13 protein-coding genes are annotated in these 13,297 nt (G+C 72.2%); 7 read left to right on the forward strand and 6 right to left on the reverse strand.

Annotation, left to right across the window (positions count from 1 at the left end; all coding sequences use genetic code 11):
* Positions 1 to 15 precede the first annotated feature (15 nt).
* The 5 genes from MOJ79_RS09960 to arsB all read left to right on the forward strand — a co-directional run bounded on the left by MOJ79_RS09960 (position 16) and on the right by arsB (position 2,933).
* Positions 16 to 354, forward strand: a complete 339-nt coding sequence (locus MOJ79_RS09960; RefSeq protein WP_241924022.1) for a c-type cytochrome — start codon at positions 16 to 18, stop codon at positions 352 to 354.
* Between the two features lie 147 nt (positions 355 to 501).
* The gene (locus MOJ79_RS09965) at positions 502 to 855 is read left to right on the forward strand and encodes an ArsR/SmtB family transcription factor (RefSeq protein WP_241924023.1); all 354 of its coding nucleotides are present in this window, start codon (positions 502 to 504) and stop codon (positions 853 to 855) included.
* Entirely contained in the window at positions 852 to 1,316 is a 465-nt protein-coding gene (locus MOJ79_RS09970) for an ArsI/CadI family heavy metal resistance metalloenzyme (protein ID WP_241924024.1), read from the forward strand. Before MOJ79_RS09965 ends, MOJ79_RS09970 begins: the two co-directional genes overlap by 4 nt.
* A gap of 16 nt (positions 1,317 to 1,332) precedes the next feature.
* The gene (locus MOJ79_RS09975; RefSeq protein WP_241924025.1) at positions 1,333 to 1,839 is read left to right on the forward strand and encodes an arsenate reductase ArsC; all 507 of its coding nucleotides are present in this window, start codon (positions 1,333 to 1,335) and stop codon (positions 1,837 to 1,839) included.
* Positions 1,840 to 1,853: 14 nt separating this feature from the next.
* Complete coding sequence (gene arsB / locus MOJ79_RS09980) at positions 1,854 to 2,933, forward strand: ACR3 family arsenite efflux transporter (protein WP_241924026.1); 1,080 nt, start codon at positions 1,854 to 1,856, stop codon at positions 2,931 to 2,933.
* 80 nt (positions 2,934 to 3,013) lie between these two features.
* Here arsB and MOJ79_RS09985 read toward each other — a convergent pair whose 3' ends face one another.
* Positions 3,014 to 5,356, reverse strand: coding sequence for a UvrD-helicase domain-containing protein (locus MOJ79_RS09985; protein ID WP_241924027.1), 2,343 nt, complete (start codon positions 5,354 to 5,356; stop codon positions 3,014 to 3,016).
* Between the two features lie 89 nt (positions 5,357 to 5,445).
* Here MOJ79_RS09985 and MOJ79_RS09990 point away from each other — a divergent pair, with 89 nt between their 5' ends.
* The gene (locus MOJ79_RS09990) at positions 5,446 to 7,011 is read left to right on the forward strand and encodes an ArnT family glycosyltransferase (protein ID WP_241924028.1); all 1,566 of its coding nucleotides are present in this window, start codon (positions 5,446 to 5,448) and stop codon (positions 7,009 to 7,011) included.
* A gap of 145 nt (positions 7,012 to 7,156) precedes the next feature.
* On the forward strand, positions 7,157 to 8,134 hold the full coding sequence (locus MOJ79_RS09995) for a GMP reductase (RefSeq protein ID WP_241924029.1): 978 nt from the start codon (positions 7,157 to 7,159) through the stop codon (positions 8,132 to 8,134).
* Here the strand turns inward: MOJ79_RS09995 and MOJ79_RS10000 are convergent.
* The 5 genes from MOJ79_RS10000 to MOJ79_RS10020 are packed head-to-tail and all read right to left on the reverse strand — an operon-like array spanning position 8,127 to position 13,232.
* Complete coding sequence (locus tag MOJ79_RS10000; RefSeq protein ID WP_241924030.1) at positions 8,127 to 8,612, reverse strand: hydrogenase maturation protease; 486 nt, start codon at positions 8,610 to 8,612, stop codon at positions 8,127 to 8,129. The genes MOJ79_RS09995 and MOJ79_RS10000 overlap by 8 nt on opposite strands.
* Before the next feature lie 16 nt (positions 8,613 to 8,628).
* A complete protein-coding gene (locus MOJ79_RS10005) occupies positions 8,629 to 10,128 on the reverse strand; it encodes a Ni/Fe hydrogenase subunit alpha (RefSeq protein WP_241924031.1) in 1,500 nt (499 codons plus the stop codon).
* Positions 10,128 to 10,703: an NADP oxidoreductase gene (locus MOJ79_RS10010; RefSeq protein ID WP_241924032.1), complete on the reverse strand. Its 576-nt coding sequence runs from the start codon at positions 10,701 to 10,703 to the stop codon at positions 10,128 to 10,130. The genes MOJ79_RS10005 and MOJ79_RS10010 overlap by 1 nt, the downstream gene beginning before the upstream one ends.
* Positions 10,693 to 11,421 (reverse strand): 2Fe-2S iron-sulfur cluster-binding protein, encoded by a 729-nt coding sequence (locus MOJ79_RS10015; protein WP_241924033.1) that lies wholly within the window; start codon positions 11,419 to 11,421, stop codon positions 10,693 to 10,695. Before MOJ79_RS10015 ends, MOJ79_RS10010 begins: the two co-directional genes overlap by 11 nt.
* Entirely contained in the window at positions 11,418 to 13,232 is a 1,815-nt protein-coding gene (locus tag MOJ79_RS10020) for an NAD(P)H-dependent oxidoreductase subunit E (RefSeq protein ID WP_241924034.1), read from the reverse strand. The genes MOJ79_RS10015 and MOJ79_RS10020 overlap by 4 nt, the downstream gene beginning before the upstream one ends.
* Between the last annotated feature and the right edge of the window lie 65 nt (positions 13,233 to 13,297).

The following is a 13,297-nucleotide window of genomic DNA, read 5'->3' on the forward strand; positions in this document are numbered from 1 at the left end:
CGCAGGAGCGATCACGTGACGACGGGACGACACCGCTGGGGGCCGTGGCGCACGCTCGGCGCGGCCATCGTCGTCGCCGGCACCGCGATGGCGGCGCACGCCGACATGCAGCTCGCCTCCGACAAGGGCTGCTACAACTGCCACGGCACCCCGCCGAGGAAGAGGGCGCCGACGTTCGCGCAGCTCGCCGCCGACTACGCCAGGTACCGCGGTGACGACGGCGCGGTGCGCCAGCTCGCCGACAAGCTGCGCAGCGGCTCGATCTTCGGCCACATCGACGCACACGAGCGCCTGAGCGCCGCCGACGCCGAGCGCCTCGTGCGCTGGATCGTCGACGGCGCGCCGCCGTCCTGATCGGCTCCCTCCCCCCGAACGCCGCCGGTGGGAGGAGCCAGCGCTTGACTCACCTCCGATATTTCGAGAAAAATCGAATAACATGACACGGACAGACACAGCCCGCGACCCGTCGCCAACTGCCCACGCACGATGTCCGACGCCCCGATGACCGAGAACACCGCCGTGCTCGCGCTCGCCGCGCTGGCGCAGAACATGCGCCTGCGCGTGTTCCGTGCCCTCGTCGGCGCCGGGCCGCAGGGCCTGACGCCGGGAACGCTGTCGGCACTGCTCGGCGTGCCGGCGTCGACGCTGTCGTTCCACCTGAAGGAACTGCTGCACGCCGGGCTCGTCACGCAGGAGCGCGACGGCCGGCACCTGATCTACCGCCCGGCGCTCGCGCAGATGAACGCGCTGCTGGCATATCTGACGGCGCACTGCTGCCACGGTGCCGGCTGCGACGTGCCCAGCGGCTGCACCGAATCGCCTTCCACTCCCACGACGACCCGGAGATCCCGATGAAGCGCTTCCACGTCCATCTGCACGTCGACGACCTCGCCCGCAGCATCGGCTTCTATTCGAAGCTGTTCGCCACCGAGCCGGCGCGCGTCGAGAGCGACTACGCCAAGTGGATGCTCGACGACCCGCCGGTCAACTTCGCGATCTCGACGCGCGGCGAGCGCCCCGGCATCGACCACCTCGGCATCCAGACCGACGACGCGGCCGAGCTCGCCGCGATGAAGGCGCGCGCGCAGGCCGCCGACATGACGCTGCTCGACGAGGGCGAGACCACCTGCTGCTACGCCCGCAGCGAGAAGCACTGGGTCACCGACCCGCAGGGCATCGCGTGGGAGCACTTCCACACGCTGGCCGACATCCCGGTGTTCCGCGAGAAGCAGGCCGGGGCAGCCGAAGGCGCGTGCTGCGCGCCGCGCGGCAAGCCGGTGGGCATCGCGGTCAAGCCTGCCGATTCGTGCTGCTGAGGCCGCGCGTGCTGCGATGACGACGCACGTCCTGATCCTGTGCACGCACAACTCGGCGCGCAGCGTGCTCGCCGAGGGCATGCTCAACCACTGGGCGCGCAAGCTCGGGCGCGACGTCGTCGCGCACAGCGCCGGCAGCGCACCGAGCGGGCGCGTCAACCCGTTCGCGCTCGAGGCGCTCGCGCGCGCCGGCGTCGACACCACCGGTGTGCGCAGCAAGAGCTGGGACGAGTTCGCCGCTTCGGGCGCGCCGCCGCTGGCGATCGTGATCACGGTGTGCGACAGCGCCGCCGCCGAGGTCTGCCCCGTGTTCGTCGGTCGCGCCGGCGAAACACCCGTCAAGGTGCACTGGGGCTACCCGGACCCGTCGAACGCCGAGGGCGGCGACGACGCCAAGCGCCGCGCGTTCGAACTGACGCGCCAGGCCATCGGCTACCGCATGCTGCAGCTGCTCGCGCTGCCGCTCGAGACGATGGACCGCGCCGCGCTGCAGCGCGCGCTCGAAGAGATCGCCCGCAACTGACCCACCCCCTTGCGATGAGCACGCAGACCCTGCCCCAATCCGGCGCCGCACCGGCGCCGATGACCGTCTTCGAGCGCTACCTCACGCTGTGGGTGTTTCTGTGCATCGTCGCCGGCATCGTCGTCGGCCAGCTGTTCCCGGCACCGATCCAGGCGATCGGACGCATGGAGGTGGCGCAGGTCAACCTGCCGGTCGGGCTGCTGATCTGGGTCATGATCATCCCGATGCTGCTGAAGGTCGACTTCGGCGCGCTGTCGCAGGTCAGGACCCACTGGCGCGGCATCGGCGTGACGCTGTTCATCAACTGGGCCGTCAAGCCGTTCTCGATGGCGCTGCTGGCGTGGATCTTCATCCGCCACGTCTTCGCGCCGTACCTGCCGGCCGACCAGCTCGACAGCTACGTCGCCGGCCTGATCCTGCTCGCCGCCGCACCGTGCACGGCGATGGTGTTCGTCTGGAGCCGGCTCACCGGCGGCGACCCGATGTTCACGCTCGGCCAGGTCGCGCTCAACGACACGATCATGGTGTTCGCGTTCGCGCCGATCGTCGCGCTGCTGCTCGGGCTGTCGGCGATCACGGTGCCGTGGGACACGCTGCTCACGTCGGTCGTGATGTACATCGTGATCCCGGTGATCCTTGCGCAGGCGTGGCGGCGGCGCCTGCTCGCGCGCGGCCCGGCGGCGCTCGAGGCGGCGCTCGCGAAGCTCGGGCCGTGGTCGATCGCCGCGCTGCTGGCCACGCTCGTGCTGCTGTTCGGCTTCCAGGGCCAGGCGATCCTCGAGCAGCCGCTCGTCATCGCGATGCTCGCGGTGCCGATCCTCGTGCAGGTGTTCTTCAACTCGAGCCTCGCGTACTGGCTCAACCGCCGCGTCGGCGAGAAGCACAACGTCGCGTGCCCGTCGGCGCTGATCGGCGCGAGCAACTTCTTCGAGCTCGCGGTCGCGGCAGCGATCAGCCTGTTCGGCTTCGAGTCGGGTGCGGCGCTGGCCACCGTCGTCGGCGTGCTGATCGAGGTGCCGGTGATGCTGCTCGTCGTGCGCGTCGTCAACGCCTCGAAGGGCTGGTATGAACGCGGCCGCGCGGCGGCGGGCTGAAGGCGCGGCCGCCACAACGGCGCGTCCCGGTCAGGCGACGGGAGCCGCCGCGCCGGCGCGGCGCGCGACGCGCCGGCTCTTCAGTCCACCGGCGTCAGCTTGGCCACCGCGAGCGCGAGCCACTTCGTGCCGTGGCGGCCGAAGTTGATCTGCGCGCGTGCGTCGGTGCCGCTGCCCTCGAGCGTCACGACGACGCCCTCGCCGAACTTGTTGTGGAACACGCTCTGGCCCACGCGCAGCGCCACGCCGTCGCTCGTCGCTGCGGTGCGCGTGGCCGGCGCCGGCTCGACGCGGCCGGCGCCGACGATCGAGCCGAGCCCGCTGCCGCGCTGCCAGGCCTGCTGGTAGTCGCGCGCGAAGCCCGAGCCGAAGCCGGTCACGCGCGGCGTCAGCCACTTGAGCGACTGCTCGGGCAGCTCGTCGAAGAAGCGGCTGCGGATGTGGTAGCGCGTCTGCCCGTGCAGCAGCCGCGTCTGGCTGAAGCTCAGGTACAGGCGCTGGCGCGCGCGGGTGATCGCGACGTACATCAGGCGCCGCTCCTCCTCGAGCCCGTCGGCATCGCTCAGCGCGTTCTCGTGCGGGAACAGCCCCTCCTCGAGCCCGGTGATGAACACGGCGTCGAACTCGAGCCCCTTGGCCGCGTGCACCGTCATCAGCTGGATCGCGTCCTGCCCGGCCTGCGCCTGGTGGTCGCCGGCCTCGAGCGCGGCGTGCGTCAGGAACGCGGCCAGCGGGCTGACGATCTCGCCGGTGTCGGCGTCGGGCGCGAGCTCGATCGCCGCCGGCGCCGGCGGTGAGCCCGCGGCGATCGCCCCGGGCGACTGCTCGTCGAGCGGCAGCGCCACCGCGTCCTTGCCGAAGCCTTCCTGCGTCACGAAGGCCTCGGCGGCGTTGACGAGTTCGTCGAGGTTCTCGAGCCGGTCGGCGCCTTCCTTGTCGGCGCGGTAGAAGTCGCGCAGCCCGCTGGCGTCGAGCACGTGCCCGATGATCTCGCGCAGCGTCAGCCCCCTCGTCGCGTCGCGCATCGCGTCGACGAGCGCATTGAACGCGGCGAGGTTCGCGCCGGCCTTGCCGGCCACCGCGCCGACGCTCTGGTGCAGGCTGCGCCCGCTCGCGCGCGCGGCGTCCTGCAGCTGCTCGATGGTGCGTGCGCCGATGCCGCGCGGCGGGAAGTTGACGACGCGCAGGAAGCTCGTGTCGTCGTTGGGGTTCTCGAGCAGGCGCAGGTACGCGAGCGCGTGCTTGACCTCGGCGCGCTCGAAGAAGCGCAGCCCCCCGTAGACGCGGTACGGCACGCCGGCGTTGAAGAGGGCGCTCTCGATCACGCGGCTTTGCGCGTTGGAGCGGTACAGCACGGCGATCTCGCTGCGCGGCATGCCGGCGCGGTGCAGCTGCTGCGCCTCGTCGAGCAGCCACTGCGCCTCGGCGTAGTCGCTGGTGGCCTCGTAGACGCGCACCGGCTCGCCGGGACCGGCGTCGGTGCGCAGCGTCTTGCCGAGACGCCGGCGGTTGTGGCTGATCAGCGCGTTCGCGGCATCGAGGATGTGGCTGAACGAGCGGTAGTTGGTCTCGAGCTTGATCACGCGCTCGACGCCGTATTCGCGCTCGAAGTCGGCCATGTTGCCGACCTGCGCGCCGCGGAAGGCGTAGATGCTCTGGTCGTCGTCGCCGACGGCGAACACGCCCTGGCCGCCGCCCCCCTGCGAAGGGGGCGGGGCGAACATCTTCAGCCACGCGTACTGCAGCCGGTTCGTGTCCTGGAACTCGTCGACGAGCACGTGGCGGAAGCGCCGGCGGTAGTGCTCGCGCAGCGGGTCGTTGTCGCGCAGCAGCTCGTAGGTGCGCAGCATCAGCTCGGCGAAGTCGACGACGCCCTCGCGCTGGCACTGGTCCTCGTAGGCCTGGTAGATCTCGACGAGCTTGCGCGTGTGCGCGTCGCGCACGTCGACGTCGCGCGGGCGCAGGCCGTCCTCCTTGCAGCCGGCGATGAACCACGCGACCTGCTTGGGCACGTAGCGCTCCTCGTCGAGGTTCATCGCCTTGATCACGCGCTTGACGGCGGCCGCGCTGTCGGCCGCGTCGAGGATCTGGAACGTCTGCGGCAGGCCGGCCGCCTTCCAGTGCGCGCGCAGGAAGCGGTTGCACAGGCCGTGGAAGGTGCCGATCCACATGCCGCGCACCGGCACCGGCAGCATCGCCTGCAGGCGGGTGAGCATCTCCTTGGCCGCCTTGTTGGTGAAGGTCACCGCCATCACGCCGCCGGGCGAGACCTGGCCGGTCGCGATCAGCCACGCGATGCGCGTCGTCAGCACGCGCGTCTTGCCCGAGCCGGCGCCGGCGAGGATCAGCGCCGGCTGGGCGGGCAACGTCACCGCGGCGAGCTGTTCGGGGTTCAGGTGGCGCAGCAGCGGATCGTCGGCCATGGCGCATTGTTCCGCAACGCGGCGCAGCGGCCCGAGACGCGCCAAGCCGCCTGCTACAGTGCCGGCGCCTTCGCCGGTCCGCCTGTGTGATGACACCCCCTGCCCCGCCCCTGCCGGCCGCGGCGCCGCTGCCGGCGTGGCAGCGCATCGCCGTCGTCGCGCTGCCGCTGCTGACCTTCCTGCTGTCGCTGGGCAGCGCGCCGCTGTTCGACGTCGACGAAGGCGCGTTCTCGGAAGCCACGCGCGAGATGTTCGAGCGGCGCGACTTCCTGTCGACCTGGCTCGACGGCGAGCCGCGCTTCGACAAGCCGATCCTCGTCTACTGGCTGCAGGCGCTGGCGGTGCTGGCGGTGGGCATCGACGAGTGGGCCTTCCGCCTGCCATCGGCGCTGGCGGCGTGCGGCTGGGCCTGGGCGGTGTGGGTCTTCGCGCGGCCGCGCTTCGGCAACGACGTCGCGTGCGGCGCGCTCGTCGTCACCGCGACGGCGCTCGGGCCGTGGGCCATCGGCCGCGCCGCCACCGCCGACGCGCTGCTCAACCTGTGGCTGGTGCTGACGCTGTTCGACGCCTGGCGCCACCTCGAGACGGGGGCGCGCGCGCCGCTGCGGCGCGCCTACGTCTGGATCGGCCTGGGCGTGCTGACGAAGGGGCCGGTGGCGATCGTCGTGCCGGCGGCCGTCACGCTGCTGTACCTGCTGTCGCGCCGGCAGTGGCGCGACTGGCTGCGGCTCGTCTTCGACCCCGTCGGCTGGGTGATCCTGCTCGCGCTGACCGTGCCGTGGTACGCCGCGATATTGGCGGTGCACGGGCAGGCGTTCATCGACGGCTTCATCATGAAGCACAACGTCAAGCGCTTCACCGGCACGCTCGAGGGTCACGCCGGCAGCATCTTCTACTACGTGCTCGTGCTGCCGGCGCTGCTGCTGCCGTGGACCGCGGCACTGTTCGCCGCGCTCGCGCGGCTGCGCGCCGAGTTCGCGCAGCCGCTGCCGCGCTTCCTGTGGCTGTGGTGCGGCTTCGTCGTCGCGTTCTTCTCGCTGTCGGGCACCAAGCTGCCGCACTACGCGCTGTACGGCGCCACACCGGTGTTCCTGCTCGTCGCGCTGCACGGGCGCGCGATGACGCGCGCGCTGCCGGTGCTCGCGGTGCCCACCGCGATGTTCGCGCTGTGCATCGCGCTGCCCGCGCTGTTCGCGCACCTGTCGACGACCGACGCCGGCAACGCGTTCTTCCGCGGCCAGATGTCGCGCGCCTTCGAGGAAGCCGGCCGCAGCTACTTCGTCGTCACCGGCGCGGCGCTCGCGCTGTGGCTCGCGATCGCGCTGCAGCGGCGCTGGAGCGTGTGGACGCGGCTCGCGGCCGGTGCCGTGCTGCAGGCGCTGCTGCTCGCGACCACCGTCGTGCCGTGGAGCGCGCGCGTGCTGCAGGGGCCGGTCAAGGAGGCGGCGCTGCTGGCGCGCGAACTGGGCGCGCCGGCGGTGCGGCTGCGCTTCGACGCGCCGAGCTTCAGCCTGTACCGGCAGGCGGTGACGCCGTCGCGGCCGGCGCAGCCGGGCGAGCTCGTGATCACGCGCGTCGACCGCGTGCCGCCCAGCGGCCACGAGGAGCTGTACCGCAAGGGCGGCGTCGTGCTGCTGCGGCGCACCGCCGACTGAGCGCCGCGCGTAGAATCAGTCACCGGGCCCAAATTCTGGCGCCCGGTTTCTTTTTGGCGCCCACTCGCCGCGCGATCGCGCGCGCCGCGCCACGCGACCGGGTCCCCAGGTCAAGTGCTCGCCGTTCGACTCCCGGAGCCTGGCCATGGACATCTTCGACTACGACAACATCCTGCTGCTGCCGCGGCGCTGCCGCGTCGAGAGCCGCAGCGAGTGCGACCCCTCGGTCGAGTTCGGCGGCCGGCGCTTCAAGCTGCCGGTCGTGCCGGCCAACATGCGCACCGTGATCGACGAGTCGATCGCCGAGTACCTCGCGGCCAACGGCTACTTCTACGTGATGCACCGCTTCGACCTCGACAGCGTCGCGTTCGCGGCACGCATGCGTGCGAAGGGCTTGCTGGTGTCGATCAGCTCGGGCGTCAAGCCGGCCGACTTCGCCGTCATCGACCGCCTCGCGGCCGAAGGCATCGGCGCCGACTACGTGACGATCGACATCGCGCACGGTCACGCCGACAGCGTGCGCCGCACGATCGAGCACATCAAGACGAAGCTGCCGCAGGCGTTCGTGATTGCCGGCAACGTCGGCACGCCCGAGGCGGTGATCGACCTCGAGAACTGGGGCGCCGACGCGACCAAGGTCGGCATCGGCCCGGGCAAGGTCTGCATCACGCGGCTGAAGACGGGCTTCGGCACCGGCGGCTGGCAGCTCTCGGCGCTCAAGTGGTGCGCGCGCGTCGCGACGAAACCGATCATTGCCGACGGCGGCATCCGCCACCACGGCGACATCGCCAAGAGCGTGCGCTTCGGCGCCGCGATGGTGATGATCGGCTCGCTGTTCGCCGGCCACGAGGAGAGCCCGGGGCAGACGGTCGAGGTCGACGGCAAGCTCTACAAGGAGTACTACGGCAGCGCGTCGGACTTCAACAAGGGCGAGTACAAGCACGTCGAGGGCAAGCGCATCCTCGAGCCGATCAAGGGCAAGCTCGCCGACACGCTGCGCGAGATGCGCGAGGACCTGCAAAGCAGCATCAGCTACGCCGGCGGGCGCGTGCTCGCCGACCTGAAGAAGGTCAACTACGTGATCCTCGGCGGCGAGAACGCGGGCGAGCACCTGTTCATGTGACGCGGTGCGGCGCACAGGCGCCGGCCCGCTCACGCAACCAGTCCAAGACCTTCGCCTCGGCCACGTCGAGCCGCCGGCGCGCCGCGTCGCCGAGCCCTTCGCCGAGCGCGAAGTCGCGCCCCTCGATCGCCAGCAGCCACGCCGCCGGCGGTGGCTGCCGCTGCACCTGCGCGTAGACGGCGAGCACCGCCTGCGGGCGCAGCGCGTGGCTCCACAGCGGCGCCGCGGCGTCGGCCGCGACCGGCTGCAGCGCGACGCCGTCGACGGTGCCCGGCCGCGCCGCGTCGACGAACAGCACGGCACGGCGCCCGACGAGGTCGAGCGCATGCTCGACCTGCAGCTGGAAATCGACGAGCAGTTCCACGGTGCCGTCGGCGTCGACACCGGCCGCGCGCAGGCGCTCGACCAGCGCGGGGCCGAGCGCGTCGTCGCCACGGCTCGGGTTGCCGACGGCGACGATCAGCAGCGGTGCGGCCACCGCGGCCCCTGCCGCGTCACGGCAGCGCGCGCTCGACGCGCCCGTCGCCGTGGCGCACCAGCGTGCCGCGCCAGTCGTCTTCGCCCGGGCCGACGACGGTGATCTCGAGCGGCATCGCGCCCAGCGCATGCGTCGCGCAGCTCAGGCACGGGTCGTAGGCGCGCACCGCGACCTCGACGGCGTTGAGCAGCGCGTCGTTCGGCTCGCGGCCGTCGAACACCTGCGCCGCGACGCTCTTCACGGCCTCGTTCATCGCCTGGTTGTTGTGCGTCGTGCTGACGATCAGGTTGCACCAGGTCACGAGGTCGTCGTCGCCGATCGCGTAGTGGTGGATCAGCGTGCCACGCGGCGCCTCGATGACGCCCACACCTTCACGCGTCGCCGGCCGCGTGGCCGGCAGCGGCGCGGTGAGCTCGCCGCCGAGCAGCGCGTCGTCGCCCAGCAGCCGCGCAATGACTTCCATCGCGTGCAGCATCTCGATCATGCGCGCCCAGTGGTAGGCCAGCGTCGCGTGCACGAGGCCACCACGGCCGTGCGCCGCGAAGCGCTGCCGCGCGGCCTCGGCACGCGGCGTGTCGATGAAGCTGCAGTTCTGTACGCGCGCGAGCGGCCCGACGCGGTACCAGCCGGCGTCGCGGCCGAGCGACTTCAGGTACGGGAACTTCATGTAGCTCCACGGCCGCGTCTCTTCCTCGATCAGCTCGAGGTAGCGCTGCACGCTGCGGCCATCGAGCAGGATCGCGCCGTCGGCGTCGCGTGCGCGCAGCACGCCGTCGTAGAGCTCCATCGCACCGTCGCGCTCGCGCACGATCGACAGGAACGACGAGCGGAACGTGCCGAAGCCGTCGTACAGCGCCGGCTGCTGCGCGTGCAACGTGGCCACGAGCTCGACGGCCTGCTCGCACCACGCGAGCATCTGCGGCACCTCGGCGGCCAGCGCGTCGCGCTCGTCGCGCGTGAGGTGGCGGTTGACGCCGCCGGGCACCGAGCCGGTGCCGTGCACGCGCTTGCCGGCGGTCAGGCGGATCACCTCCTGCCCGTACTTGCGCAAGAGAACCCCCTGGCGTGCGATGTCGGGGTGCGCGGCGGCGACGCCGACGATGTTGCGCTTCGTGACCTCGCTGTCGAAGCCGAACAGCAGGTCGGGCGAACTCAGGTGGAAGAAGTGCAGCGCGTGCGACTGCAGGATCTGGCCGTAGTGCATCAGCCGGCGCATCGCCTCGGCGGTGGGCGGCACCGCACCGACGCCGAGCGCGACGTCGATCGCCTTGCTCGCCGCGAGGTGGTGCGACACCGGGCAGATGCCGCACAGCCGCTGCACCATCACCGGCACCTCCCAGTACGGGCGGCCGACGATGAAGCTCTCGAAGCCGCGGAACTCGACGATGTGCAGACGCGCCTGCTGCACGCGGTTGTGCTCGTCGAGCAGCAGCGTGACCTTGCCGTGGCCCTCGACGCGCGACAGCGGGTCGATCGCGACGCGGCGCAGCTTGCCGGGGTCGGTCGTCGTGTCCATCAGTCGTAGTGGATCAGGCCGTGGCCGAGCGTCGGCGCACGCCCCGCGAGCAGCGCGGTGATGCAGGCCCAGATCGCGTCGGCGCTCGGCGGACACCCGGGCAGGAAGTGGTCGACGTGCACGACCTCGTGGATCGGGTGCACCCTGGCCAGCGGCAGTGGCAGTTCAGGGTCGTTGGGCACCGTGCTGCCGGCGGCCAGCCCGGGGCGGCCGCGGTCGTAGACGTCGAGCAGGATGCGGCCGACGTCGAGCGCGTTGCGCTGCGCCGGCAGCCCGCCGTTGATCGCGCACGCGCCCACCGCCACCAGCACCTTGCAGCGCGCGCGGAACTCGCGCAGCACGTGCACGTTCTCGGCGTTGCACAGCCCGCCCTCGACGAGGCCGATGTCGCAGTCGCCGCAGTGCTTCAGGTCGGTCAGCGGGCTGCGGTCGAACGTGACGAGTTCGGCGAGCTCGAACAGCCGCTCGTCGATGTCGAGGAACGACATGTGGCAGCCGAAGCAGCCGGCGAGCGAGACGGTGGCGATGCGCGGCTTCGCGCGCGCGGTGTCGGCGCGCGTGCCGTCAGCGCCCATGGCCGCCCTCCCCATCCCCCTGCGGTTCCACCTGCGCAGACACCGGCGCGCAGTCGAAACGCCGCTGCCCGATCGGCACCGCGAAGCCGCGGCGCTTGGGCAGGATCGCGCCGACCGGGCACACCGTCGCGGCGAAGTCGCTGTCGGCGAACGCGCTGTCGCCGAGCCTGCCGCTCGGCGAGTTGACGAGCAGGTGCGCGCCGACGCCGTGGCCGCCGATCGCGAACACCGCCTTGCCGTCGACCTCGGTGCTCGCGCGCACGCACAGCTTGCACAGGATGCAGCGGTTGAGGTCGAGCCACATCGTCGGGTGGCTCGCGTCGACCGGCCGGTGCTGGTAGAACTCCTCGAACTGCGGCCCCGTCATGCCCATCTCGTACGCGGTGGCCTGCAGCAGGCAGTCGCCGCTCTTCTCGCAGCTCGGGCAGAAGTGGTTGCCCTCGACGAACAGCAGCTGCAGCAGCAGGCGCCGCTGGCCGTCGATCGCCGGCGTGCGGTTCTCGACGACCTGCCCGGCGGCCGCGCGCGTCGTGCACGCCGCGGCCCAGCGGCCGTCGACGCGCACGGTGCAGACGCGGCACGCGCCGCTTTGCCCCAGGCGCGGGTGCCAGCACAGGTGCGGCACGTGGTGGCCGGCACGCTGTGCAGCGGCGAGCAGCGTGTCGCCGTCGTCGAACGGGACGTCGACGCCGTCGAGCTTGAAGGTGCCGGCACTCATGCGTCGCGCTCCAGGTGCGCCAGCGCGTCGTCGCGGCCGGTCACGCGGCGCGCCGGCTCGAGCTCGGCGTCGAGGTCGAACGCGGGCACGAAGCGCGGGCGCTGCAGCCGGCGCTCGTACGCCGGGCGGAAGCGCTGCAGCGTGTCGCGCAGCGGGTTCGTCGCCGACGAACCGAGGCCGCAGTGCGTCGTGCGGTGCAGCAGCGCCTCGAGCTGGCGCAGCTCCGCCTCGTCGAACACCGAGCCGAAGCCGTCGGCGAGCTTGTCCATGCGGCGCACGACGAGCTCGGTGCCGACGCGGCACGGCGTGCAGAAGCCGCAGCTCTCGTGCGCGAAGAAGTGCGCGAAGCCGCGCGCGACCTCGAACAGGTCGCGCGTCGCGTCGAACACCATGAAGGCGCCGGCGGTCGGCACGTCCTCGAACGCGAGGCGGCGGCCGAACTCGTCGCGCGCGAGGCACACGCCCGACGGGCCGCCGACCTGCACCGCCTGCGCATCCGAGGCGCCGGCGTCGTGCAGCACCTGCCCGACGGTGACACCGAACGGGTACTCGTAGACGCCGGGGCGCGCGACGTCGCCGCTGACGCTGTGGATCTTCGTGCCGCTGCTGCCCGGCGTGCCGAGCGACGCCCACCAGGCGCCGCCGCGCAGCGCGACGTGCGCCGCGGCGCAGAACGTCTCGACGTTGTTGACGACGGTGGGCTGGCCGAGGTAGCCGCGCTCGACCGGAAACGGCGGGCGAATGCGCGGCGTGCCGCGCTTGCCTTCGAGCGACTCGATCAGCGCCGTCTCCTCGCCGCACACGTAGGCGCCGGCGCCGAGGTGGATCTCGATGTCGAAGTCGAAGCCGTCGGTGCCCGCGATGCCGCGCCCGAGCAGCCCGCGCGCGCGCCGGCGCGCGAGCACCGCCTCGAGCCGCTCGAGCATCCAGCGGTACTCGCCGCGCAGGTAGACGAAGCCGCGCGCGGCGCCGAGCACGCGCGCGGCCACCGTCATGCCCTCGACCACGGTGTCGGCGTGGCGCGCGAGCAGCACACGGTCCTTGAACGTGCCGGGCTCGCCCTCGTCGGCGTTGCAGACGACGACGCGCGTGCCGCCCTCGGGCACCGGCGCCTTGCGCGCGAGACGCCACTTGGTCGCCGTCGCGAAGCCCGCGCCGCCGCGCCCGCGCAGCCGCGACGCCTCGAGTTCGGCCAGCGTCGCGTCGGCGCCGCGCGCGAGCACGGCGTGGATCGCGTCGCCGCGCAGCGGCGCGCTGGCGAGCAGCACGTCGGCGCGGCGGACCTGATCGTCGACCGCGAACCACTCGGGTGGCCACTGCGCGATGGGCACGTCGGCGCGCACGTAGTCGGCGAGTTCGTCGATGCGCTCGGGCGTCATCCGCGTCAGCGTGTGGTGGTGGTTGACGAGCAGCGCCGGACCCTGGTCGGGCAGCCCGGTGCACGACGTGAAGCCGACGCTCGCGCGGCCGTCGGCGCTCGCCTGCCCCGGCGCGACACCGAGCCGCTCGCCGAGCCGCTGCGCGAGCGCGCGGTTGCCGAGCATCCGGTCGGTCACGTTGTCGCTGAACAGCAGGTGGTAGCGGCCGACCGGGCGCAGGTGGAAGAAGCGGTAGAAGCTGGCCACGCCTTCGACGATCGCCGGCGTCAGCCCGACGCCGCGCGCCACCGCGGCGAGCACGGGCCGGGGCAGCCAGACGGTGGTGGCCTGCACCTCGCGCAGGATCTGCACGAGCGCGTCGCGACGGTGCTGCCAGCGCGCGAGCGCGGCATCGACCGCGGCGGCAGCGTCGGCAGTCAGTCCCGGTTCCACGCACCCATTGTGGCGACGGCGCATGACGGACCGGCCATGACCGAGCGGTCTGCATGGGCACCGCG

The sequence above is a fragment of the Calidifontimicrobium sp. SYSU G02091 genome (assembly GCF_022631395.1).
In the GTDB taxonomy this organism is placed as follows: domain Bacteria; phylum Pseudomonadota; class Gammaproteobacteria; order Burkholderiales; family Burkholderiaceae_C; genus Calidifontimicrobium; species Calidifontimicrobium sediminis.